Annotated in this window: 18 protein-coding genes and 3 pseudogenes; 11 read left to right on the top strand and 10 right to left on the bottom strand. The window is 63.9% G+C overall.

The features are described 5' to 3' along the window. The first annotated feature begins 364 nt into the window (after nucleotides 1-364). The gene (locus tag IC66_RS0134865) at nucleotides 365-1,171 is read left to right on the top strand and encodes an N-acyl homoserine lactonase family protein (protein WP_038950745.1); all 807 of its coding nucleotides are present in this window, start codon (nucleotides 365-367) and stop codon (nucleotides 1,169-1,171) included. A gap of 112 nt (nucleotides 1,172-1,283) precedes the next feature. On the opposite strand, the pseudogene IC66_RS49130 reads toward IC66_RS0134865, so the two are convergent. The 3 genes and pseudogenes from IC66_RS49130 to IC66_RS0134855 form a co-directional block, all read right to left on the bottom strand. Then, a pseudogene (locus IC66_RS49130) lies at nucleotides 1,284-1,364 on the bottom strand (MarR family winged helix-turn-helix transcriptional regulator); the annotation flags it as partial. 71 nt (nucleotides 1,365-1,435) lie between these two features. Beyond that, a pseudogene (locus tag IC66_RS49285) lies at nucleotides 1,436-2,154 on the bottom strand (class I SAM-dependent methyltransferase). Between the two features lie 85 nt (nucleotides 2,155-2,239). Next, entirely contained in the window at nucleotides 2,240-2,782 is a 543-nt protein-coding gene (locus IC66_RS0134855) for a MarR family winged helix-turn-helix transcriptional regulator (protein ID WP_028143899.1), read from the bottom strand. A gap of 110 nt (nucleotides 2,783-2,892) precedes the next feature. Here IC66_RS0134855 and IC66_RS0134850 point away from each other — a divergent pair, with 110 nt between their 5' ends. From IC66_RS0134850 to fahA, 5 genes are all read left to right on the top strand, one after another. After that, on the top strand, nucleotides 2,893-4,524 hold the full coding sequence (locus IC66_RS0134850; protein ID WP_038950742.1) for an FAD-dependent oxidoreductase: 1,632 nt from the start codon (nucleotides 2,893-2,895) through the stop codon (nucleotides 4,522-4,524). Nucleotides 4,525-4,532: 8 nt separating this feature from the next. Continuing rightward, nucleotides 4,533-4,757: a DUF2783 domain-containing protein gene (locus IC66_RS0134845; protein WP_028143901.1), complete on the top strand. Its 225-nt coding sequence runs from the start codon at nucleotides 4,533-4,535 to the stop codon at nucleotides 4,755-4,757. Nucleotides 4,758-4,782: 25 nt separating this feature from the next. Next, complete coding sequence (locus IC66_RS0134840; RefSeq protein WP_028143902.1) at nucleotides 4,783-5,739, top strand: MBL fold metallo-hydrolase; 957 nt, start codon at nucleotides 4,783-4,785, stop codon at nucleotides 5,737-5,739. A 2-nt stretch (nucleotides 5,740-5,741) separates the two neighbouring features. Continuing rightward, entirely contained in the window at nucleotides 5,742-7,088 is a 1,347-nt protein-coding gene (gene hmgA / locus IC66_RS0134835; protein WP_028143903.1) for a homogentisate 1,2-dioxygenase, read from the top strand. Between the two features lie 210 nt (nucleotides 7,089-7,298). Continuing rightward, a complete protein-coding gene (gene fahA, locus IC66_RS0134830) occupies nucleotides 7,299-8,570 on the top strand; it encodes a fumarylacetoacetase (RefSeq protein ID WP_028143904.1) in 1,272 nt (423 codons plus the stop codon). 125 nt (nucleotides 8,571-8,695) lie between these two features. Here the strand turns inward: fahA and IC66_RS0134825 are convergent, their stop codons facing one another. Both IC66_RS0134825 and IC66_RS0134820 read right to left on the bottom strand, forming a co-directional pair. Beyond that, nucleotides 8,696-9,007, bottom strand: coding sequence for a DUF1272 domain-containing protein (locus IC66_RS0134825; RefSeq protein ID WP_028143905.1), 312 nt, complete (start codon nucleotides 9,005-9,007; stop codon nucleotides 8,696-8,698). A 72-nt stretch (nucleotides 9,008-9,079) separates the two neighbouring features. Beyond that, nucleotides 9,080-9,559: an Lrp/AsnC family transcriptional regulator gene (locus IC66_RS0134820; protein WP_028143906.1), complete on the bottom strand. Its 480-nt coding sequence runs from the start codon at nucleotides 9,557-9,559 to the stop codon at nucleotides 9,080-9,082. Between the two features lie 123 nt (nucleotides 9,560-9,682). Between IC66_RS0134820 and hppD the strand changes: the two genes are divergently transcribed. Beyond that, the gene (gene hppD, locus IC66_RS0134815; protein ID WP_028143907.1) at nucleotides 9,683-10,798 is read left to right on the top strand and encodes a 4-hydroxyphenylpyruvate dioxygenase; all 1,116 of its coding nucleotides are present in this window, start codon (nucleotides 9,683-9,685) and stop codon (nucleotides 10,796-10,798) included. A 223-nt stretch (nucleotides 10,799-11,021) separates the two neighbouring features. Here hppD and IC66_RS0134810 read toward each other — a convergent pair whose 3' ends face one another. The 4 genes and pseudogenes from IC66_RS0134810 to IC66_RS0134795 form a co-directional block, all read right to left on the bottom strand. Beyond that, the gene (locus tag IC66_RS0134810; RefSeq protein WP_038950741.1) at nucleotides 11,022-12,128 is read right to left on the bottom strand and encodes a CaiB/BaiF CoA transferase family protein; all 1,107 of its coding nucleotides are present in this window, start codon (nucleotides 12,126-12,128) and stop codon (nucleotides 11,022-11,024) included. A 198-nt stretch (nucleotides 12,129-12,326) separates the two neighbouring features. Beyond that, complete coding sequence (locus IC66_RS0134805; RefSeq protein WP_028143909.1) at nucleotides 12,327-13,127, bottom strand: FAD binding domain-containing protein; 801 nt, start codon at nucleotides 13,125-13,127, stop codon at nucleotides 12,327-12,329. A gap of 15 nt (nucleotides 13,128-13,142) precedes the next feature. Continuing rightward, entirely contained in the window at nucleotides 13,143-15,485 is a 2,343-nt protein-coding gene (locus IC66_RS0134800) for a xanthine dehydrogenase family protein molybdopterin-binding subunit (protein WP_028143910.1), read from the bottom strand. Between the two features lie 83 nt (nucleotides 15,486-15,568). Continuing rightward, nucleotides 15,569-16,054: pseudogene (locus tag IC66_RS0134795) on the bottom strand ((2Fe-2S)-binding protein). Between the two features lie 916 nt (nucleotides 16,055-16,970). Here IC66_RS0134795 and IC66_RS0134790 point away from each other — a divergent pair. The 4 genes from IC66_RS0134790 to IC66_RS0134770 all read left to right on the top strand — a co-directional run bounded on the left by IC66_RS0134790 (nucleotide 16,971) and on the right by IC66_RS0134770 (nucleotide 21,598). Then, complete coding sequence (locus IC66_RS0134790; protein WP_038950740.1) at nucleotides 16,971-18,686, top strand: PQQ-dependent methanol/ethanol family dehydrogenase; 1,716 nt, start codon at nucleotides 16,971-16,973, stop codon at nucleotides 18,684-18,686. 130 nt (nucleotides 18,687-18,816) lie between these two features. Further along, on the top strand, nucleotides 18,817-19,998 hold the full coding sequence (locus IC66_RS0134785) for a c-type cytochrome (protein ID WP_028143913.1): 1,182 nt from the start codon (nucleotides 18,817-18,819) through the stop codon (nucleotides 19,996-19,998). A 108-nt stretch (nucleotides 19,999-20,106) separates the two neighbouring features. Then, nucleotides 20,107-20,793, top strand: a complete 687-nt coding sequence (locus tag IC66_RS0134780; protein WP_028143914.1) for a response regulator — start codon at nucleotides 20,107-20,109, stop codon at nucleotides 20,791-20,793. A 106-nt stretch (nucleotides 20,794-20,899) separates the two neighbouring features. After that, on the top strand, nucleotides 20,900-21,598 hold the full coding sequence (locus IC66_RS0134770) for a response regulator (RefSeq protein WP_038950738.1): 699 nt from the start codon (nucleotides 20,900-20,902) through the stop codon (nucleotides 21,596-21,598). A 144-nt stretch (nucleotides 21,599-21,742) separates the two neighbouring features. Here the strand turns inward: IC66_RS0134770 and IC66_RS0134765 are convergent, their stop codons facing one another. Continuing rightward, on the bottom strand, nucleotides 21,743-23,071 hold the full coding sequence (locus IC66_RS0134765; protein WP_038950737.1) for a hybrid sensor histidine kinase/response regulator: 1,329 nt from the start codon (nucleotides 23,069-23,071) through the stop codon (nucleotides 21,743-21,745). Between the last annotated feature and the right edge of the window lie 21 nt (nucleotides 23,072-23,092).

Below are 23,092 nucleotides of genomic sequence, written 5' to 3'. Positions count from 1 at the left end.
AAAAAGGCGCCGTTACCAGCTTGCGCCGCGGCGACCTTAACTTACGCTTCCTGCATTATCAAACCGGGGACGGGAGGCGTCAACCACTTGGAGATTCGGCGTTATCGCGACGATTGACCGCAACGCCCGGGTGCGCCGCAGGGGGAATAAGCAGGCTGTCATGTTTGTGCTCGACGTGATCCGGCTCGATCTTACCGGCGGCACGTTAGGGCCTCCATGGCGACGAAAATGTGATTGGTCTCACATTGAGGGCATGCCTCCGTCGCGCCGCGAGGCGTTTGACCTTTGCAGCGGACAATGGCTTGGTGCGCAGGATCGTCCCGGAAGGTCCACTCAGAAAAGCAAAGCAAAAAGCAAAGAAATCATGGGAAACGCCTACGAAATCTACGCCCTGCGCTATGCGACGATGTCGCCGCGCACCCCCAGCATGAACTTCCTTCAGCCCGATCCGCATGACAGCGCGGCGCAGGACCTCGACTATTTCGTCTGGCTGATCCGAGGGCACGGCCGCGACATCCTGGTCGACACCGGCTTCAATGCCGAGGAGGCGAGCGCACGGGCGCGCAAGCTGACACTCAATCCGGTCGATGCGCTGGAGCGTTTTGGCGTCAAGGCATCGAGCATTCGCGACGTCATCGTGACGCATCTGCATTACGACCACGCCGGCAATCTCGATCGCTTCCAGAATGCGCGCTTCCATCTCCAGGAGCGCGAGATGGCCTATGCGACGGGGCGCTGCATGTGCAACGGCCTGCTGCGACATCCGTTCTCGGTCGAGCACGTCACGCAGATGGTGCGACATGTGTACGGCGAACGCGTCACTTTCTATTCGGGCGACGGCGAGGTCGCGCCCGGCGTCACCGTGCACCGTGTCGGCGGCCATTCCGACGGCTTGCAGGTGGTCAAGGTCGAAACCGCGCGCGGACCCGTGGTGCTGGCGTCCGATGCCGCGCATTACTACGCCAATCTGCAGCGCAAGAGCCCGTTCCCGATCGTCTACAATGTCGGCGACATAGCGGTCGGCTGGGAAACGATCGAGCGTCTCGCCGGACATCCAGATCGCTTCATTCCCGGTCACGATCCAATCGTGACGGAAATCTATCCGCGCGCCAGCGACAAGGTCGACGCCTGGGCGCTGCATCTGCCGCCGACGCGGTCGTTTGCGAAGTGAGGGCGTAGCCGTCATTCCGGGGCGCGCGAAGCGCGAACCCGGAATCGCGCGCCACAATCTCTGGATTCCGGGTTCGCCGCTTTGCGGCGCCCCGGAATGACAGCGTCGGCAAATACGCCTGCTTGGCGTCGGCCTCTTTGCTGGTCTGGATCAGGTCGAGACTCGCTTCGATCTTGCCGAGCCGGGTCGAGAGCGCCGGTTTGATTCCAGTCTGACCTTTTCCTCGGACGTGTGCGGTCTCCGAGACGGGCGGCAGATATGGTTTCAACGAGTGCCGGCAGGATCCACACAAGCAACGATATCGCGGGGAGATTTTCGAGCCGCTAGCTCCGGCGGAGAGAATATCGCCAGGTATCCTCCGTCCCCTGCGAGCTTAGATGTGGCGACCTCGCGATAGCCGACGGCAGTTAATTCGCAGCGCAAGAGCTCAATTGGCGTGCCGTGCTTCGACGTCGGAAGCTCAAGATCGACAATTCCCACCCGTGCACCCTGCTTCAAGGCGGGCGCGAGATTGTAGAGGAAGGCATAGGGTTGGGCTATCTCGTGATACATATGCGCAAGGATTGCGGCGTCCAGCGAGGAAGCGGGCAGACGCGGGTCGTGGGGTTCGCCGAGCGCGAATTGCACGTTCGTTAACTTCAGAAGTTTTGTTCGCCTCGCGAGTTCGACGAGGTAATCCCGCGTGACGTCCTGGGCAACGACAGAGCCGGCGGGTCCGACGAGGTGCGAGAGCCTGACCGTGTGGTACCACTGCCTGCTCCAATGTCGCCGACTGTCATACCTGGTTTCAGCTCAAGAACGCGTGCGATTTGACCGGCCTCATTGAGGGCGTCGCGGCGCTCTTCGGCGGAGCGGCGCGGGCTGACGATTCGTGCGACAGGGCGCTGCGGTGAGGGAAACTCGTTTGCAGCGACTCCGGGGGGAGCCAGATAACCCATGTCAACCGCGTATGCGCGAGCTGCAGCAAAGGCCACAAGTAGCATCGCTATATACGCCACTGCCGTCACGGGCCTACCAAGCTTTCTCAACCGGACTCCCAAAAGCCGACGTCTGCGCCTCTATGAGTCGCTAATACGCCTGCTTGGCGTCCGCTTCCTTGCTGGTCTGGATCAGATCGAGACTCTCCTCGATCTTGCCGAGCAGCGCCGAGAGCTGCTTGCGCTCCTGCGCGGAGAGGCAGGCGAGGATCTCGTCCTCCCGCCGCAGCAATTGCGGGAACAGCTCTTCGTAGAGCGCGCGGCCCTTCTTCGTCAGTTGCAGGCGGAATTCGCGGCGGTCGGCTTCGTTCTCGACCCGCTCGATCATGTCCTCGCTGAGCAGCGTGGTCACCGCGCGGCTGATGGTGGATTTGTGCGTGCGGGTGCATTGCGCGATGTACTGCGCGCTACAGGCATCGTTGCGGAACCCGAGCGTGGCGATCACGCGCCAGGCCGGAATGTCGAGGCCATGCCGTTCCTGATATTCGACCGAGAGCGCGGAACTGACCTCGGCCGCGAGCCGGTTGAGACGGAACGGCACGAACTTGAACAGGTCGAGCCGTGCCTTTGGCCGCGCGGAGGCCTCATCGGCTTGCCGTGCCTTCAGTGCGATATCGCTGGATGTCCTCGCCAAGGAGCGCGCTCCGAATTCCAGTTGACGGCCGGCCGGCTCCGGTCCAAAATAGTTGCACGTGAGACTATCTAGCAGATCAGTGCTCCCCTGACCATAGCCGAGGTTCGAGTATGGCGCAGGCCAAGCCACTTCAGGGCAAGACACATCAGGCCAAAGCCCAGTTCGGCTATCGCCGCCATGCCGATCAGGACCGCGCCGGCCAAGGCCCGGCCGAGCATCCGGTCGTGGTTGTCGGCGCCGGCCCGGTCGGGCTGTCGCTCGCGATCGATCTTGCCCAGCGCGGTCAGCGCGTCGTCCTGCTGGATGACGCCGACCGCATTGGCGAAGGTTCGCGCGCGATCTGCTTCTCGAAGCGGTCGCTGGAATATTGGGACCGGCTCGGCGTCGGCGACCGTATGGTCGCCAAGGGCGTGGTGTGGAGCGTCGGCCGGATCTTCCACGGGGACTCCCTGCTCTACCAGTTCAACCTCCTGCCCGAGGACGGCCACAAGCGGCCCGCCTTCATCAATCTCCAGCAATATTACGCCGAAGCCTATCTGGTCGATCGTATCAGCGACCTGCCCGAGATCGACCTGCGCTGGCGCAACAAGGTGACGGCGCTGGAGCAGCGCAACGACGGCGTGGCGCTGACGATCGAGACACCCGACGGCGCCTATCGCCTGCACGCGCAATATGTGATCGCCTGCGACGGCGCGCGGTCTTCGCTGCGGCAGATGGTCGGCGCCGAGTTCGCGGGACAGGTGTTCGAGGACCAGTTTCTGATCGCCGACGTCAAGATGACCGCGGAATTCCCGACCGAGCGCTGGTTCTGGTTCGATCCGCCGTTCCATGCGGGACGTTCCGCGCTGCTGCACCGGCAGCCCGACGATGTCTGGCGCATCGACCTCCAGCTCAATCGCTACGCCGATCCCGTGGTCGAGAAGAAGCCGGAGAATGTGCGGCCGCGGATCGCGCGCATGCTCGGCCACGACAAGTTCGAGTTCGAGTGGATCTCGCTCTACAAATTCCAGTGCCGGCGGATGGACCGCTTCATCCATGGCCGCGTGATTTTCGCCGGCGATTCCGCGCATCAGGTTTCGCCGTTCGGCGCCCGCGGTGCCAATTCCGGGCTCGAGGACGCGGAAAACCTGTCCTGGAAGCTCGACCGCGTGCTGCGCGGCACTTCGCCCGCAAGCCTGCTCGAAAGCTATCATGCCGAGCGCAGCATGGCGGCCGACGAGAACATCCGCGAGTCGACACGCTCGACCGATTTCATGGCGCCGAATTCGCATCAGGAAGCGCGGCTGCGCAAGGCGGTGCTGTCGCTGGCCAAGGAAACCGAGTTCGGCAAGCGCATGGTCAACGGCGGCCGGCTGTCGGTGCCGTGCAGCTATGACTCGCCGCTGTCATCGCCGGATGCAGATGTGTGGGGCGGCGGACCGTCTCCCGGCTGCTCCATGCTCGATGCGCCGGTTGCCGAGCACGCCTATCTGACGGACGCCTTCCGCAAGGGGGGAACGGACTTCACCCTGCTCTCGTTCAGCAATGGTGCGGCGATTGATGTGCCCGACGGGGTCAAGGATGTTCGCATCGGTGGCGAGGGCGGACTTGCCGATCCCTCGGGCCTCGTCGCAAAGCGCTATGACGCCGCGCCGGGTGCTGCCTATCTGCTCAGGCCCGATGGCTATGTCGCCGCGCGCTTCCGCCATCCGACGCGCGCCGCGATCGCGGCTGCGTTGTCGCAGGCTCAAGGTCTCAATTGAGGTTTCGCATGCCGTTGTCCACCAGCTCCAACTTTGCGCGGCCAGACGATGCCTTTCGCGCCATCGTCGAGGCGCATCGCGGGCTCACCGAGGAGCAGAGCGCCGATTTCGATGCGGCGCTGGTGCTGATCCTCGCCAACCATATCGGCGAGATCGATGTGCTGCGTGAGGCGATCGAGCTTGCCAAGCGCCGCATGATCGACGGTCAGCAGCAACAACAGCAACAACAATAACCCAGAAGACTCAAAGGACGAATTGATGGCGAAGAACTTCGCATCCACCGGCGATCTCTCGGAAAAGAAGATCACCTTCTCCGAGATCGGCACCGATCTCTATGCCTTTACCGCCGAGGGCGATCCGAATACGGCCGTGATCGTCGGCGACGACGGTTGCCTGGTGTTCGACGCGCAGGCGACGCCGGCGATGGCGAACAAGGTGATCGAGCGCGTCCGCACTGTGACCGACAAGCCGATCAAATATGTCGTGCTGTCGCACTATCACGCCGTGCGCGTGCTCGGCGCCTCCGCCTACAAGGCGCAAGGCATCGTCGCCTCGCAGGAGACCTATCGTCTGATCGAGGAGCGCGGCAAGCAGGATTGGGATTCCGAATACGGCCGCTTCCCGCGGCTGTTCCAGGATGCGCAAAGCATCCCCGGCCTGACCTGGCCGACGCTGACCTTCGAAGGCGAGATGTCGATCTATCTCGGCAAGCGCGAGGTGCGGCTGATGCAGCTCGGGGCCGGCCACACCTCCGGCGACATCGTCGCCTGGGTGCCTGATGCCGAAGTGATGTTCTCCGGCGACCTCATCGAATATCACTCGGCCTGTTATTGCGGCGATGCGCATTTGCGCGAATGGCCGATGACGCTGAACGAGATCCGCAACTTCAATCCCAAGGCGATCGCGCCGGGCCGCGGCGATGCGCTCAACGGCACGGCTACGGTGCGCGAGGCCATCGCAATGACGCGCGACTTCGTCACTTCGCTTTATGGTGCGGCCGAAATCTCGGTGGCGAAGGGGCGCACGCTGAAGGAATCGATGGCCGCGACCCGCGAGGTGATGGATCCGAAATTCCACAGCTTCGCCATCTACGAGCACTGCCTGCCGTTCAACGTGTCGCGCGCCTTTGACGAGGCGTCGGGGATCGACGATCCCGTGATCTGGACCGACAAGCGCGACCAGGACATGTGGGCAGCCCTGCAAGGAGGAGGATAGTGATGAACATCAACACCTCGCCCGATCAGATCGTCCGAAGCTCGGCACAGGTCACCCCGGGCTACATGTCCGGCTTCGGCAACAGCTTTGAGACCGAGGCGCTGCCGGGCGCGTTGCCGATCGGGCGCAACTCGCCGCAGCGCTGCGCCTACGGACTCTATGCCGAGCAATTGTCCGGCTCGCCCTTCACCGCGCCGCGCGGCACCAATGAGCGCTCGTGGCTCTATCGCATCCGTCCGTCGGTGAAGCATTCCGGCCGCTTCGAGAAAGTCGAGGCCGGCCTGTGGCGTTCGGCGCCATGCCACGAATACGATCTGCCGATCGCGCAGATGCGCTGGGACCCGACGCCGCTCCCGGAGGACGATGTGACCTTCGTTCAGGGCGTGCAGACCATGACGACGGCGGGTGACGTCAATACGCAGGCCGGCATGGCCGCGCATGTCTACCTCATCACCAAATCGATGGTGGATCAGCATTTCTACAATGCCGATGGCGAGCTGATGTTCGTGCTGCAGCAGGGCAATCTTCGACTCGTCACCGAGTTCGGCCGCATCGACGCCGAGCCCGGCGAGATCGTGGTGATCCCGCGCGGCGTCAAGTTCCGCGTCGAGATTCCGAACGGGCCGGCGCGCGGCTATCTCTGCGAGAATTACGGCGGCGCGTTCACGCTGCCGGAGCGCGGGCCGATCGGCGCCAACTGCCTGGCCAATGCACGCGACTTCCTCACCCCCGTCGCGCATTACGAGGACAAGGACACGTCGACCGAGCTGTTCGTGAAATGGGGCGGCTCGCTGTTCAAGACCACTCTGCCGCATTCGCCGATCGACGTCGTCGCCTGGCACGGCAATTACGCGCCCTACAAATACGATTTGCGTACCTTCTCGCCGGTTGGTGCGATCGGCTTCGATCATCCCGATCCCTCGATCTTCACGGTTCTGACCTCGCCGTCGGAGACCGCGGGCACCGCGAATATCGACTTCGTGATCTTCCCCGAGCGCTGGATGGTCGCCGACAACACCTTCCGTCCGCCCTGGTATCACATGAACATCATGAGCGAGTTCATGGGCCTGATCTACGGCGTCTACGATGCCAAGCCGCAAGGCTTCGTCCCCGGCGGCATGAGCCTGCACAATTGCATGCTGCCGCACGGCCCGGATCGCGACGCTTTCGAGCATGCCAGCAACGGCGAATTGAAGCCGGTGAAGCTGACGGGGACCATGGCCTTCATGTTCGAGACCCGCTACCCGCAGCGCGTCACCGCGCACGCCGCGAACGCGTCCACGCTGCAGGACGATTACGCGGATTGCTGGAAGGGGCTGGAGAAGCGGTTCGATCCGAGCAAGCCGTAGTCTCTCTTACCCTCCCCTGGAGGGGGAGGGTCGTTACGCATGCAGCGAAGCGGAATGCGTAGCGGGGTGGGGTGACGGTCTCTCCGCGAGTAACGCTGCCCGTGTTGAGAGATCACCCCACCCCGTCCCATATTTCGCTGCGCTCAATATGAGCCGACCCTCCCCCTCCAGGGGAGGGTGACACCGTCACCGCTGTGCCACGAGAAACCTATGCCCCACCCCAACGACCCCAGCCTCCGCTCCTTCATCGACGTCGATCCCGCCTCCGACTTCCCGATCCAGAACCTGCCCTACGGCGTGTTCTCGACCGCGGCCAATCCGACGCCGCGCGTCGGCGTCGCGATCGGCGATTACGTGCTCGATCTCTGGGAGCTCGAGCAGGATTCCCGGCTCGATGTCGGTCCGCTCGGCGTGTTCTCCGGCGCCTCGCTCAATCCTTTCATGGCGCTGGGACCAAAGGTCTGGACCAGGACGCGGGCGCGGATCAGCGAGCTCCTGCGGGCCGATCATCCGGAGCTGCGCGACAATGGGGAGCTGCGCAGCCGCGCGCTGGTGCCGGTGCGCGATGCAAGGCTGCATCTGCCCTTCACCGTCTCCGGCTACACCGATTTTTACTCGTCCAAGGAGCACGCCACCAATGTCGGCGTGATGTTCCGCGGCAAGGACAATGCGCTGCAGCCGAACTGGCTGCACATGCCGATCGCCTATAACGGTCGCGCCTCCACGGTCGTGGTCTCCGGCACCCAGGTGAAACGGCCGCGCGGGCAGCTGAAGCCGCCGAATGTCGAGCTGCCGAGCTTCGGGCCCTGCAAGCGGCTCGATTTCGAGCTGGAGATGGGCGTCGTGATCGGCCAGCCCTCGCCGATGGGCGGCATGCTGACGGAGAGCCAGGCCGAGGAGATGATCTTCGGCTTCGTGCTGCTCAACGATTGGAGCGCGCGCGACATCCAGCAATGGGAATATGTGCCGCTCGGCCCGTTCCTCGCCAAAGCGTTCGCGACCTCGATCAGCCCGTGGGTGGTGACGCGCGAGGCGCTGGAGCCGTTCCGCCAGAAGGGGCCGGAGCAGGAGCCGGTGCCGCTGGATTATCTCAAGCAGGGCAAACCGCAGAACTACGATGTCGCGCTCGACGTCTCCTTGCGCGCCGCCGGCGCCAACGCGCCGGCCGGCATCAGCCGCACCAATTTCAAATACATGTACTGGTCGTCGGTGCAGCAGCTGATGCACCATGCCTCCTCCGGCTGCGCCATGAATGTCGGCGATCTCCTCGGCAGCGGCACGATCTCCGGTCCGGAGAAGAACCAGCGCGGCAGCTTGCTCGAGATCAGCTGGAACGGCACCGAGCCGATCGAGCTCCCCGGTGGCGCCAAGCGCTCATTCCTGGAGGATGGCGATAGCCTCGTGATGCGCGGCTGGTGCCAGGGCTGCGGCTATCGCGTGGGGTTCGGTGAGGTGGAAGGGACGATTTTGGCGGCGGAGTAGCCGCGCGCTCCTGTCTTGTAGGGTGGGTTAGCGTCAGCGTAACCCACCTCTTCAGTGTCCGCGGTCGCAGACGTGGTGGGTTACGCTGCGCTAACCCACCCTACGCATCGACGGCGTGGAGAGACCTACCGGCTCTCCGGCGGCACGTCCCGTATCCGCGCGCAATGCGCCGCGACGTCCTCGACGCTGTATTTCAGATGCACCCGCTTGTCCGACGGCGCCTGTTTGCTCGTGCAGACGCCCGGCCGCCATTCCTGCGTCGGCCTGATCGGGCGCGGCGCAAAACCGCCGCCGCAGTTCGGGCAGACGTTGGACAGTTTCGTCTCGACGCAGTCCGCACAGAACGTGCATTCGTACGAGCAGATCCGCGCGTTCGTCGCATCCGGCGGCAGGTCGCGGTCGCAATATTCGCAGTTCGGTCGAAGCTGGAGGGCCATGGCTGAATCTCCGGATTGGCTGGGATCATCGCAGATCGCGCGGGGAGCGCGAATGACGTAGTTCCCTCGATTTCAGCCGGCCTTGATCTCCCTCAGCGGCAATCGCGAGCTCTCCTTCAGCCTGTCGAGCACGATCGAGGAGCGCACATGCGCCACGCTCTGATGCGGCATCAAGACGTCGTTGACGAGGTTGGAGAGGCCCTTGAGATCGCGCAGCACTGCCTTGAGCACGTAGTCGGCGTCACCGGTGAGCGAATAGGCCTCCTGGATCTCGTCGATCCGGTTCACCAGCGCGCGAAACCGCTTGGAATTGTCCGGCGAATGGGTCGCAAGGCCCACCTGGATGAAGGCGATCACGCCGAAGCCGAGCGCCTCGCTGGAGAGATCGGCGTGATAGCCCGCGATCACCTTCTCCTCCTCCAGCCGCATCCGCCGCCGCGAGCATTGCGAGGCCGAAAGTCCCGCGAGGTCCGCGAGTTCCTGGTTGGTGAGGCGGCCATCGTCCTGGAGCGCGCCCAGGATCCTGAGGTCGAAGGCGTCAACCGAAATCATGCGTCGTTTGCCCATATCATGCACGGATCGTGCATATGATAGCCAAAGACCGTCCCGATTGCACGCTCATTGCAGGCCCCATGAAGGATAGTTCCTCCCAGTAGCAATTTGGGAGAGCCGCCTATGGGACCGTTTCCGCACGATGCACCGCCGGCCACTGTCAGCGCCGACAATCCGATGGGCACCGACGGGTTCGAATTCGTCGAATATGCGCATCCCAATCCGCAAGAGCTGCATGCGCTGTTCAAGCTGATGGGTTATGCGCCCGTCGCGCGCCACAAGACCAAGAAAATCACGGTCTATCGCCAGGGCGACATCAACTATCTCATCAACGAGGAGCCCGGCACTCACGGTTACGAGTTCGTTGCCACGCACGGGCCCTGCGCCCCCTCGATGGCGTTCCGCGTGGTCGATGCGAAGGCGGCCTATGACCGCGCGATGTCGCTCGGTGCGGAGCCTGCCGATGTGTCATCCGCGCAGAAGACGCTCGATGTGCCCGCGATCAAGGGCATCGGCGGCAGCCTGCTCTATCTGGTCGACCGCTACGGCGCCAAAGGCTCGGCCTATGAGGCCGAGTTCGAATGGCTCGGCGCGCGCGATCCGCGGCCTGCCGGCGCCGGCCTGTTCTATCTCGACCATCTCACCCACAACGTCCATCGCGGCCGCATGGACGTCTGGGCCGGCTTCTACGAAAAGCTGTTCAACTTCCGCCAGATCCGCTTCTTCGACATCGAGGGCCGCGCCTCCGGCCTGTTCTCGCGCGCACTGACCAGCCCAGATGGCAAGATCCGGATTCCGATCAACGAGGACGCCGGCGATTCCGGCCAGATCGAGGAATATCTGAAGACCTATCGCGGCGAGGGCATCCAGCACATCGCCTGCGGCTGCCGCGACATCTACCGCACCATCGAAGGCCTGCGCGTCGCCGGCCTGCCCTTCATGCCGTCGCCGCCGGAGACCTATTTCGAGCGGATCGACGCGCGCCTGCCCAAGCATGGCGAGGACCTCGCGCGTCTCCGGAAGAACGGCATCCTGATCGACGGCGAAGGCGTGGTCGAGGGCGGCCAGACCAAGGTGCTGCTCCAGATCTTCTCGGCCAACGCGATCGGCCCGATCTTCTTCGAGTTCATCCAGCGCAAGGGCGACGACGGATTCGGCGAGGGCAACTTCAAGGCCCTGTTCGAATCGATCGAGGAGGATCAGATTCGGCGCGGAGTGCTGAAGGTGGATGCGGCGTAGGCACCTGCGTTAGACGCGGGGTGCACCCTCAATGTCGGTGTCGTCCCCGCGAAGGCGGGGACCCATACCCACAGGGATTAGTTGCTACAGGGAGTAGTTGCGGCGCGAGCAGATAACTCCGAGTCTTCGCCAAACCGCTTCCTGTGGTTATGGGTCCCGGATCTGCACTCGCTACGCTCGCTTGTTCGGGACGACGGCGGAGTTTGAGGCGGCAGCGGAGAGTCTATCTCTTCCACGCCTTCGTCACCGCGGCGATCTCCGCTGCCTCCGGCTCACGCACCGTCGACGGTGTCCGCGAGAACCGCGGCGCCGGCGCGGGCTGCTTGACGCCATGACGCTCGACGAACACGTTGCGGGCGACCATGTGCGGATGCTGGGTTGCTTCCGACATGGTCAACACCGGCGCGAAGCAGATGTCGGTGCCTTCCATGATCTTGCACCAGTCCTCGCGCGTCTTGCTCTTGAACACGGCCTTCAGCTTCTCCTTGAGCGCCGGCCAGGCCTTGGGGTTCATCTGCGCGTCGAAATCGGCATCGGTCAGGCCCGCATGCTCGCGCAGCAGCGCGTAGAACTGCGGCTCGAGGGAGCCGATCGAGACGAAGTGCCCGCAGGCACATTCATAGACGCCGTAGAAATGCGCGCCGCCGTCGAGGAAGTTCTGGTCGCGGCCCTCGGTCCAGCGGCCGAGCGTGGTCATGTCGAAGAAGAACGACATCAGCGATGCCGCCCCGTCGCACATCGCGGCATCGACGACCTGGCCCTTGCCGGATCGCTGCGCCTCCAGCAGGGCTGCGAGCACGCCGACGACGAGATAGAGCGCGCCGCCGCCGAAATCGCCGACCAGATTGAGCGGCGGCACCGGTGCTTCCTTCGTGCCGATGGCGGCGAGCGCACCGGTGATGGAGATGTAATTGATGTCGTGGCCGGCCGCATTGGCGAGCGGGCCTTCCTGGCCCCAGCCGGTCATGCGGCCATAGACCAGCTTGGGGTTGCGCGCGAGCACGACGTCCGGGCCGAGCCCGAGCCGCTCCATCACGCCGGGACGAAAGCCCTCGACCAGCGCATCGGCGCTGGCAAGCAGGTCGAGCACCTCTGCGATCGCGGCCTTGTCCTTGAGGTCGAGCTCGATCACCTTGCGGCCGCGCCCCGCCACCGACTTCATGCTCTTCTTCGCGCCGACCCGGTCGAGCGTGACGACGTCGGCACCCATGTCGGCCAGCATCATGCAGGCGAACGGGCCGGGGCCGATGCCGGCGAATTCGACGATGCGGAAGCCCGAGAGCGGGCCGGAGGAGCGGACGGTCGAGGTGGGCGCTGATTTGTCGAGCACGTTGTTGTTTCCTCGGGTCGCGGGCGGATGCCGATGGTTCGGCAATCGCCGCTGACATTCTTCTTTGGAGCGAGTTAATCGGCTGATTAACTTTTCTCGCCTTCATGCCAGCGAGGCAAGCGCTTTTGATGCCGCATGGCCAAAATAAAACGGCGCGCACCGAAGTGCGCGCCGCGGAAAATTTGTGTCGAGGCGCTATCAGCGCGCCGCGGCCACCGCGCGCTGTGCCATTACCTTGATGAGGTTGGCGCGGTACTCGGCAGTGCCGTGGATGTCGGCCAGCAATCCGTTCGCCGAAATCGTCACGCCGTCGATCGCCGACGGCGACCAGTTCGCCTTCAGCGCCGCCTCAATCGCGGGCACCCGCATCACGCCGCTCTGCGAGGCGCCGGTCGCGGCGACCCGAACCTCGCCCGATTTGGTCTGCGCGACGAACACGCCGGTCAGCGCAAAGCGCGAGGCCGGATGCCGCATCTTCTCGTAGCCGGCTTTTGCCGGCACCGGGAACGACACGGCGGTGATGATCTCGCCGTCTTCGAGTGCCGTGGTGAAGAGGCCCTGGAAGAAGTCCTCGGCCGAGATCGACCGCTTGTTGGTCTTCACGGTGGCGCCAAGGGCCAACAAAGCGGCCGGGAAATCCGCGGCCGGATCGTTGTTGGCGATCGAGCCGCCGATCGTGCCGCGGTAACGCACGGCGGGGTCGCCGAGGACCGAGGTGAGATAGGCAATCGCGGGAATCGCCTTCTTCACATCGGCATTGGTCATGATGTCGTAATAGATCGTGGCGGCCTTGATGGTCAGCGTGTCGCCCGACAATTCGACGCCCTGCAGCTCCTTGATCTTGCCGAGGTCGATCACGTCGGAGGGGCTTGCGAGGCGCTGCTTCATCACCGGCAGCAGCGTCTGGCCGCCGGCAAGGAACTTCGACTCGCTGCCCTTGGCGAACAGGCTGGCGGCCTCGTCGACCGAGGAAGCGCGATGATAGGTGGTCTGGTACATCTTCGTTCCTCCCTCTTAAGCCGCGTGGATCGTGCGCCACACCCGGTCAGGGGTTGCGGGCATTTCCAGGTTGTTCTTGCCGATCGCATCCGTGATCGCGTTGATCACGGCTGCAGAGGCGCCGATCGCGCCGGCCTCACCGCAGCCCTTGATGCCCAGGGGATTGCCCGGGCACAGCGTCGTGGTGTGGGAGAGGTTGAAGGAGGGCACGTCGTCGGCGCGCGGCATGGCGTAGTCCATGAACGAGGCCGTGACCGGCTGGCCGTTGGCATCGTAGATCGCATGCTCGAGCAGCGCCTGTCCGATGCCTTGAACAAGGCCGCCATGGACCTGGCCCTCGACGATCATCGGATTGATCAGCCGGCCGAAATCGTCGGCCGCGACGAAGTTGACGAAGGAGGTCTTGCCGGTGCCGGGATCGACCTCGAGCTCGCAGATATAGGTGCCGGCCGGGAAGGTGAAGTTGGTGGGGTCGTAGAAGGCGCTTTCCTTCAGACCCGGCTCCATCCCGTCAGGCAGATTGTGCGCGGTATAGGCTGCAAGGGCGACCATCGGCAGGGCAATCGCCTTGTCGGTGCCGGTGACCTTGAACTCGCCGTTCTCGATGACGATGTCGGCCTCGGAAGCTTCCAGCGCATGCGCCGCAATCTTCTTGGCCTTCGATTCCATCTTCTCCATCGCCTTCAGGATCGCGGTGAGGCCGACGGCCGCCGAGCGCGAGCCGTAGGTGCCCATGCCGAACTGCACCTTGTCGGTGTCGCCATGGACGATCGAGACCTGGCTGATGGGAACGCCGAGGCGCTCCGCGACGAGCTGGCAGAACGTGGTCTCGTGACCCTGGCCGTGGCTGTGCGATCCCGTCAGGATCTCGATGGTGCCGACCGGGTTGACGCGTACCTCGGCCGATTCCCACAGGCCGACGCCGGCGCCCAGGCTACCGACCGCCTTCGACGGCGCGATGCCGCAGGCCTCGATGTAGCAGGACACGCCGATGCCGCGCAGCTTGCCGTCGGCTTTCGCCTTGGCCTTGCGGGCGGGGAAGCCGGCATAGTCGATCGCCTTCATGGCAGCGTCGAGCGAGGCGTTAAAGTCCCCGGTGTCATAGGCCATGATGACAGGCGTCTGATGCGGGAACTGGGTGATGAAGTTGGTCCGGCGCAGCTCGGCCGGATCGACCTTCAACTGCCGCGCCGCCGTTTCCATCAGCCGCTCGATCAGATAGCTCGCCTCGGGTCGGCCCGCGCCGCGATAGGCGTCGACCGGCGTGGTGTTGGTGTAGACCCCGATCACCTCGGCGTGGATCGCCGGGATGTTGTACTGGCCCGACAGCAGCGTCGCGTAGAGATAGGTCGGCACCGAGGACGAGAACAGCGACATGTAGGCGCCGAAATTGGCGTAGGTCTTCACCTTGAGGCCGGTGATCTTGTTGCTGGCGTCGAACGCCAGCTCGGCATGGGTGACGTGGTCACGGCCATGCGCGTCGGTGAGGAAGGCCTCGGTGCGGTCGCCGGTCCATTTCACGGGACGGCCGATCTTCTTGGAGGCCCACAGCGCCACCATCTCTTCGGGATAGATGAAGATCTTGGAGCCGAAGCCGCCGCCGACGTCGGGGGCGATCACGCGCAGCTTGTGCTCGGGGGCGATGTTGTAGAACGCCGACAGCACGAGGCGGGCGACGTGCGGGTTCTGCGAGGTCGTGTAGAGCGTGAAATGCTCTTCCGCCGCGTCGTAATCGGCGATCGCCGCGCGCGGCTCCATCGCGTTCGGGGCGAGGCGGTTGTTGGTGACGTCGAGCTTGACCACATTGGCGGCCTTGGCGAAGGCGGCATCGGTGGCACCCTCGTCGCCGATCACCCAGTCATAGACCTGGTTGCCGGGAGCTTCGGGGTGAAGCTGCGGCGCGCCAGACTTGATCGCGGCTTGGACGTCGGCGACCGCCGGGAGCTCTTCATAATTCACGACGACGGCCTCGGCCGCGTCGCGCGCCAGATTCTTGCTGTCGGCGATCACGACCGCGACGGCCTGACCGACGAAGCGCACGGTCTCCGGCGCCATCGCCGGCCATGCGCCCATCTTCATCGGGCTGCCGTCCTTGGAGGTGATGGCCCAGCCGCAAATGAGGTTGCCGACCTTGTCGTCGACAATCTGCTGGCCCGTGAGCACCGCGACCACGCCCGGCATCTTCAGCGCGGCGGAGGAATCGATCCCCTTCACCTTGGCGTGTGCGTGCGGGCTGCGGATGAAATGGGCATGGGTCATGCCCAGCAGCTTGATGTCGTCCACGTACCGGCCCTTGCCGGTAATGAAACGCTTGTCTTCCTTGCGCACGACTCGCGCGCCGATGCCTTCTACACCCATGTCTGGTCCTCCCGACCGGAAATTTCTTTGACCGCGCTTTCCCTCGAAAGCTGCAGCCGTGGTTCTTTTCGAGGCGTGCCGCTTTACTCGGCCGCCTGCGAGACCTTCATGCGCCCGGCTGCATCCAGCACGGCTTTGACGATTTTGTGTTAGCCGGTGCAGCGGCAGATATTGCCTTCCAGCTCGGTTCGGACGGTCGCCTCGTCAAGCTGGCCGCCGTGACGATGCACGATGTCGATCGCCGACATGATCATGCCCGGCGTGCAATAGCCGCATTGCAGGCCGTGATTGTCGCGGAAGGCGGCCTGCATCGGGTGCAGCTCGTCGCCCTTGGCGATGCCTTCGATGGTGGTGATGCTGGCCCCGTCGGCCTGGCCCGCCAGCATGGTGCAGGATTTCACCGCGCGGCCGTCCATGTGCACGACACAGGCGCCGCACTGGCTGGTGTCGCAGCCGACATGGGTACCCGTGAGATTGAGGTGATCGCGCAGCAGTTGGACCAGCAGCGTGCGGTCCTCGACGTCGACAGCAACGGCCTTGCCGTTCACCGTCAGTTTGACTGTAGACACGATGTCGTCCTCCCAGAATGTTTGTAGTTATTCCAATTAGAAACAGCGCGATGAAACTTTGCAACTGGGATTTTGGGTCGCCGGCGTCACGAAACGGTCGTCGAGGCGCCGCGATCAGACAACAGCGATCCGTGCCGCCGCCAGCGCATGGCGCGACCTGTCCGAAACCTGCAAGGAGATGGTCTCTCGTCTTCCGCGGCGTCCACCTCTGCCATCGCGCGAAGGTTGCTCGCCCCGCGGATGTCGGTCCTTGGCGCCGCCGATTGTCTCTCCCTTGGGATTCTTGTCGTCGTTCCGCAAATAGGAGCACGGCCGGGCAACTTTGTAATCGCGATCTTGGTAGTAGGATTTGGTGCGGTAAGCTATTGATTTCATTGAAGCGTTGATCGCCCACGACGAGCCGTGGCCGGCTCGGGGGCTGCCGGGAAGCGGACTGACCAAGTCCGCCTGTACCCCCTGGCGATCAATGGACGCGAGAAGACAACCGATCTCTCGAGATGGCTTCGCCAATCGAGCGCCCACCGTCGTCCTGAAGGCGGGCCGGTCAAAGCGACAACGACACCGTGACATTGACGGATATCGTAACGCCCAGCGGCCATCCGTCGCGGTTGAACCGTCGTCGTGATTTGTGGACGTCGCTTATGCCGACTTTCGACGGAACGCGCGGATGGCTGCACGATGTTGCCGCAATCCGATCGCTGGTTTCGAGCTGCCAACGAGCGACAAGAAGCGAGTGCCGACAACGAGATGAGTGGCCAAGCCTGACAGTGATTTGCACTACTACCTTCCGCCTATACTAAGCGCGAAAAGGCGATGCTGTAATTTCCGTGATGGTTCGCAGGCGAACTGCGTATCGAAAGCGCAAAAGCGCATCGGCGCCCAACGTGGCGCGCAAAGCAACATCACGGAGGGAATAATGACCTTTGGAACGAGGGGCTTCTTGGCCGGCATTTCGATGATCGCGATGATGGGCGCCGGCACGATTGGCGTTCGCGCCAACGATTCACTGCTCAAAGCGCAATCCGATTCCAATCAATGGGCGGTGGCGGGCCACGACTACGCCAACACGCGGTTCAGCCCGCTCAACCAGATCAACGCCGAGAACGCCGGCAAGCTGTCGCTTGCCTATTCGTTCTCGCTTGCATCGCTGCGCTCGAACGAATCCTCGCCGATCGTCATCGGCAACACGTTGTACGTCTCGACGTCATGGGGGCCGAAATACGTCTACGCGCTCGACGCCGCGACCGGTGCGCGCAAGTGGACCTACGAGCCGGAGATTCCGGACGACGTGCTGCAATACGCCTGCTGCGACGTGAACAATCGCGGCGTCTCCTACGCTGACGGCAAGATCTTCGTCGGCCGGCTCGACGGCAAGCTGACCGCGCTCGACGCTGCGACGGGCAAGGCGCTGTGGACGGCGAAGGTGGTCGATTACAAGCAGGGCTCGGTCATCACCTCGCCGCCGCTGGTCGTGCGCGACAAGGTCATCACCGGCTTCGGCGGCGGCGAGTACGGCGTGCGCGGCGCGCTTCAGGCCTTCGACATCAACACCGGCAAGCTCGCTTGGCAGACCTTTACCGTTCCCACGCCGGAGGAGCCCGGCGGCGATACCTGGAAGGGTGATTCCGCGCAGCATGGCGGCGGCGCGGCCTGGCTGGTCGGCTCTTATGATCCCAAGACCGATACCGTGTATTGGGGCACCAGCAATCCCGGGCCGTGGAACACTGCCGTGCGCTCGACCGGCAATGGCGATTTCGGCAAGCTGACCAACCTCTACACGGCCTCGACGCTGGCCCTCGACCCGAACACCGGCAAGATCAAGTGGCATATCCAGACCACGCCCGCCGACGCCTGGGACTATGACGGCGTGAACGAGGCCGTGCTCGCCGACCTCAACATCGGCGGCAGCAACGTTCCGGCGCTGATGAAGGCGGATCGCAACGGGTTCTTCTTCGTCGCCAACCGCGAGACCGGCAGGGTTCTTTCGGCGGAGAAGTATGTCTTCTCGAACTGGGCGCAGAAATTCGATCTCGCCACCATGCGCGCGGTCGAGGATCCCGACAAGCGTCCGGGCCCGGGCCATCCCGCCAAGGACATCTGCCCCAATCTGATCGGCGGCAAGAACTGGCAGCCGATGTCGTTCAACCCGCAGACCGGCCTCGTCTACATTCCCTCCAACAATGTCTGCATGGATTGGTCGGTCAGTGACGTCGCCTACAAGCGCGGCGTGTTCTATCTCGGCGCAGAATTCCCGACCAAGGAAGGCCCCGGTGGCTTCCTCGGCGAGCTCGTGGCCTGGGATCCCGTCAACCAGAAGAAAGTCTGGTCCATCAAGGAAGACCTGCCTTTCAATGGCGGTACGCTGACCACTGGCGGGGGCCTGGTGTTCGCCGGCAACATCCATGGCGATTTCCGCGCCATCGATGCGAAATCCGGCAAAATGCTCTGGAGCAAGAATCTCGGCTCCGGCATCGGTGCGGGTCCTGTGACCTACATGGTCGACGGCAAGCAATACGTCGCCATCGTCGTCGGCCGTACGGCAGCACTGCCCGCGTTCCTGGGCGAGGTTGGCAAGAAGATGACGGCTGCAGCTCCCGAGGGCGGCTCGCTCTTCGTGTTCTCCGTCCAGTGACCACTGGCGCGTGTATCCCGAGGTGAGGGGATACACGCGCTCTTTTCCCAAAGTGTGATCGCGTCGTTGCGGCCGAGGCAGGGCCTTGTCGCAACGTGACGCCAACGATGCCCAACCACGGGAGGTGAGGATGCGTCCAAATCGTTCTGGCCTTGGCAATAGCAGACGTCGCGCCATCGCAGCTTTACTTGCATGTGTTGCCGGTTCCGCGCTCATCGTGCCAGCCGCCACAAGCCGCGCCGACGAAGTGAAGCCGTTCCGGCTCTGTGCCGATCCGACCAATCTTCCGTTCTCGAGCAACAGCCCCTCGCAACCCGGCCTCTATGTCGAGATCGGGCAGGCGCTGGCGCGGGCGCTCGGGCGGCCGATCGCCTACGACTGGTACAAATCGTATTTCGGCAAGCGCACCGTCCGCGTGACGCTGCTCGGCAAGCAGTGCGACGCCATGATCGGCCTGCCGCGCTCCGAGGATTTCATGGGGCCAGCCGTCATCTTCTCGAGCACGGTTGCGCGTGAGGGTTACGCCCTCGTGACGGCAAAGGACCGGACGGTCTCCGGGATCGACGAACTCCGGGGCAAGCGGGTCGCCGTGCAGTTCGCCAGCACGCCACAGAACCTCCTGGCGACGCGTGACGACATCCAGAAGGTGACGGTGCTGTCGCCCGAGGAAGGCATGCAGGCGCTCGATCGGGGCAAGGCCGACGTCGCCTTTATCTGGGGACCCGTGGCCGGCTGGCTGAACAAGACCGTCTACCAGGATCGGTATCGCGTTCAGCTCACCGAAGGCGAAGGTTTGTCGTGGGACGCGGCGATCGGCTTCGCGAAGGCCTCGACAGAACTGCGCGACCAGATCGATGCGGTCTTGCCGGACCTCGAGCGGACCATCGCCGACCTCAAGGTGAAGTATGGCCTGCCGACCGGTCAGGCTCTCCACTTCAATGCCGTGCAGACGCCGGCGGGAACCACGACCGGAGCCGGGACCGGCGCGGCGCATGTGGCCAGCGTCGTCGCGACCGAGACCAAGGGCGACGCGCTGGCGTCAAATGCCGAAGCTGTCGGTCAGGGCAAGGAGATCTTCAACGGCACCTGTGCGCATTGCCATGGTCCCGACGCGATCCAGAGCGAGCGGAAGATCGATCTGAGGCTGCTACGTCACCGCTACGGCGACGAGATGCGAGAGAAATTCCTGACCACGGTGCATGAGGGGCGTCCGGCCAAGGGCATGCCGTCCTGGAAAGAGGTCTTCACCGACAGCCAGTTCGACAACATCTACGCCTTTCTGCTGACGGTTCAGGCCGAATCGAACGACTGAATGGTCTTGACCGGACGGCATCGGGGAGATGTTCTAGGGTCCGTTTCGCATCCATCGGCACGAACGCCCGATGGATGCGCCCGCGCGATGGACCCCGGGGAAGGTGCCATGACCAGCTTCCTGATCATCGACGATCATCCGCTGTTTCGCGAGGCGCTCGGCAATGCCGTGCGGCTGGCGCTGCCGGAGGCCCGCATTCTGGAAGCGATGTCGATCGAGGACGCCTTACGGGTGCTTTCGGTCGAACGGGGGATCGACCTTGCGCTGCTCGATCTCTCGCTTCCCGACGCAACCGGTTTCTCCGGCTTTCTCAGGCTGCGCGAGACCTATCCGCGCCTGCCGGTCGCCATCGTCTCGAGCGAGGAGGATCAGCATGTGGTCCGCGAGGCACTGGCGCTGGGTGCTGCCGGCTATCTGCCGAAATCCACGTCCAAGCGCGAGCTCGCGCAGTCGATCGAAGGCGTGCTCGGCGGATCGGTGTCGGTGCCGAAGGATTTCGTGGCGGAGCCGCAGCGGAAGCGGGCCGACAGCAGCAAGGCACTCAGGGTCAAGCTTCGCGAACTGACGCCGCAGCAGCTTCGCGTGCTCGATCTCCTTCGCCGCGGCTATCCGAACCGGCAGATCGCGCAGGAGCTTCAACTCGCCGAATCGACTGTGAAGGCGCACATCACCGAGATCCTGCGCAAGCTCGGACTGTTCAGCCGCAACAAGGCGATCGTCGAGATCGGCAAGGTCGATCTGCCGGATCCGCGGCAGCGGCCCCATCCGAGGATCGATCGCGGGAGGCCGCAATGAGCTGCTGGTCCGATTTGATCTGGATCAAGCCGGGTTGCTCCGGCGACGGCATGCTCGCCGGTCTGATCGCTGACTTCGGTGACGAGCTGGGAACGGCCCAAATCTGATGCGGTTTCTGATTGTCGAGGATCATCCGCTGTTTCGCGAGGCGCTCGAGGGAGCGCTGCAAATGGCGACGCCGGATGCCGAGATGCTTCAGGCCACCTCGATCGACGGTGCGCTCGAATTGTTGGCGTCGAGGCCCGATGTCGACCTCATTCTTCTCGACCTGTCGATACCCGGGACGACCGGACTGTCCGGCATCATCCGCATCCGCAAGGCGTTTCCGCGCATTCCCGTCGTCATCGTGTCGGGGCACCAGGACGCGCAGATCATCTCGGGCGCATTGTCGCTCGGCGTATCCGGCTACATCCTCAAATCCTCGTCCAAGCAGGAGCTGGCGCATTCGATCGGCGAAGTCGTGCGCGGCGCGGTGTGTCTGCCGGCCGCTTTTCGCGCGCTGGCCCGCCCGCAGCGTTCGCCGATCGCGGCCCAGGAGCTGCTGAAGCGCCTTCACGATCTGACGCCCCAGCAATTGCGCGTCCTCGAAATGCTCAAGCGCGGCCTGCAGAACAAGCAGATCGCCTTTGAGCTGAAGATCTCCGAGACCACCGTGAAGGTTCACGTCTCGGATATCCTGCGCAAGCTGAACGTGATGAGCCGCACCAAGGCGATCGTCGAAATGTCGAAGATCGATTTTGCGACGCTGGCGGGCTCGGGAGCGGCCGCGAAGCGCGACCGCGCCCGGACCGATCCGCAGGCATGATTGCCACCTCGTTCGCAGCCGATGCGGCGCAAGGTGATGAACTAAAGCGCGATATGCGATCAGGATGAATCGTCATCGCGCTTTAGGTTGTTATTTAAGCATGATCTTTCCGGAAAAACGCTGCGCACTTTTCCGCATCATGCTTTAGCTCAGCAGGAACGACAGCAGCGCGCGCATTTCCGCCGGCCTGATCGGCTTCTTCAGCACTTCCAGCCCGTAGCGGCTGGCTTCCGCCGCAGCCTTTTCGGAATAATCCGCGGTGATGATCATCGCCGGCACGTCCGACTTCAACCGCTGCCGGATTCCCTCGACGGCCGACAATCCGCTTTCGCCGTGATCGAGATGGAGATCGGCGATGATGGCGTCCGGCGTGCCGCCGAGCTCACTCAAGCGCTGGGCGGCATCCGCGGCGGATCTCGTGGTCGCGACGTCGCAGCCCCATCCTTCCAGCAAGGCGGCCAGCGCCTCCGCGCCCGAGGCGTCGTTCTCGATGAGCAGGATTTTGGCCCCTCCCAGACCGCCATAGTGCAGGTCTGCGGGCTTCATCTCCTGCAGGTCGTCGCTGACATCGGCGCGATCGGCCTGCTCCAGCTCGAGCACAAAGGTCGATCCGCGGCCGACATGCGACGACAGCCGCACCTCGTGGCCGAGCGCCGTCGCGAAGCGGCGCACGATCGAAAGACCGAGGCCGAAGCCGGCCTGGTCGGTCGCGCTCGCGTCGCCGCGCTGGAACTCCCGGAAGATCGCCTCCTGCTGCGCCTGCGCAATTCCGGGCCCGGTATCGGAGATCTGGATCGCGATGCGATCGCCACGCCGTCTGCATCCCAGGATGACGCCGCCGCTGCGGGTATAGCGGATCGCATTCGCGAGCAGATTTTGCAGGATCCTCCGGAGCATCATCGGGTCGGACAGGACCGCGAGCGGCGAGCTGCGGACGCGCAGGGACAGTCCCTGCCTCCAGGCGATCGGCTCGAACTCGTCGCGGAGCTGGTCGAGCAGCGGCCCAAGCGCGATCGGCCGCACGTCGGGCCGGAGCGCGCCCGCATCGAGCTTCGCGATCTCCAGAAGCGAGCGCAGCAGGTCTTCCAGCGTGACCAGGGACCGGTCGACCTGGTCGATGAGCAGGCCTGCTTCCTGCGACTCCATCATCTCGGTGAGGGCCGACAGGGTCAGGCGTGCCGCGTTCAGCGGCTGCAGGAGATCGTGGGTGACCGAGATCAGCACGGACGATTTCAGCGAGCTTGCAGCTTCCGCCTGCTGCTTGGCGCGGTACAAGCCTTCGTTGGCCCGCTCGACCGAACGCAGGGCATCCCGCAACTGATGCGTCCGGTCGCGAACTTGATGGTCGAGCGCGATTGCGGTTTCGAACAGTGAGAACGCATTGAGCTGCTGGTCCATCGACCGCTCGACGCGCGACATCAGCGCCGCATTGATCTTCTTCAGCTTGACCGACTCCCGCCGGAGCTGCTCGATCGTTTCGGCATCCTGCCAGGT

Origin of the sequence: Bradyrhizobium genomosp. III (genome assembly GCF_000261705.1) — a bacterium.
Classification (GTDB): Bacteria; Pseudomonadota; Alphaproteobacteria; order Rhizobiales; family Xanthobacteraceae; genus Bradyrhizobium; species Bradyrhizobium ottawaense.
Note: the sequence above shows the minus strand (reverse complement) of the source record. Positions and strands in the feature narration are given on the sequence as shown.